This is a genomic window from Tetzosporium hominis (genome assembly GCF_002265435.1).
In the GTDB taxonomy this organism is placed as follows: Bacteria; Bacillota; Bacilli; order Bacillales_A; family Planococcaceae; genus Chryseomicrobium; species Chryseomicrobium hominis.
On sequence record NZ_NOKQ01000190.1, the window covers coordinates 1 to 370 of the forward strand.

General features: G+C 45.7%; 1 protein-coding gene and 1 pseudogene. One reads left to right on the forward strand and one right to left on the reverse strand.

The features are described from left to right. A pseudogene (locus CF394_RS05180) lies at positions 1-133 on the reverse strand (MFS transporter); the annotation flags it as partial. 30 nt (positions 134-163) lie between these two features. On the opposite strand from CF394_RS05180, the gene CF394_RS15920 reads away from it, so the two are divergent. Then, positions 164-370 (forward strand): hypothetical protein (locus CF394_RS15920; RefSeq protein ID WP_207761690.1); only part of this gene is annotated, 207 nt, incomplete at its 3' end.

Below are 370 nucleotides of genomic sequence, written 5' to 3' on the forward strand. Positions count from 1 at the left end.
TATAAACTGCGCCGATAGAAGCACCGTCAAACTTCAGGGTAACAAACATATAGGAGCCGAGGGTCGTCAGCCAACTTCCCCACAGACAGAACTGCAGAAAAGAGAGGATTTTCAGCTGCAGCTTAAGATTCATGTTAATTTCCTCACATCGTGATGCGGATGAGTGTTTGAAAAAGCACATTTGACCGTGCGAGATGATGCGATTCTATCAACTTCGCGGACTGGTTTTTTGTTACCTGTGGCAAATAATTGCAAACATTCCCAATTTGCAAAACGAAATTGTGATGTGGATAACATTTTTACCCCTGAGCATCGTCAGGGGCGGTTAGTGGAATTATCGGCGGCGGTAAGATTTTTGCGCGGTGCCGCG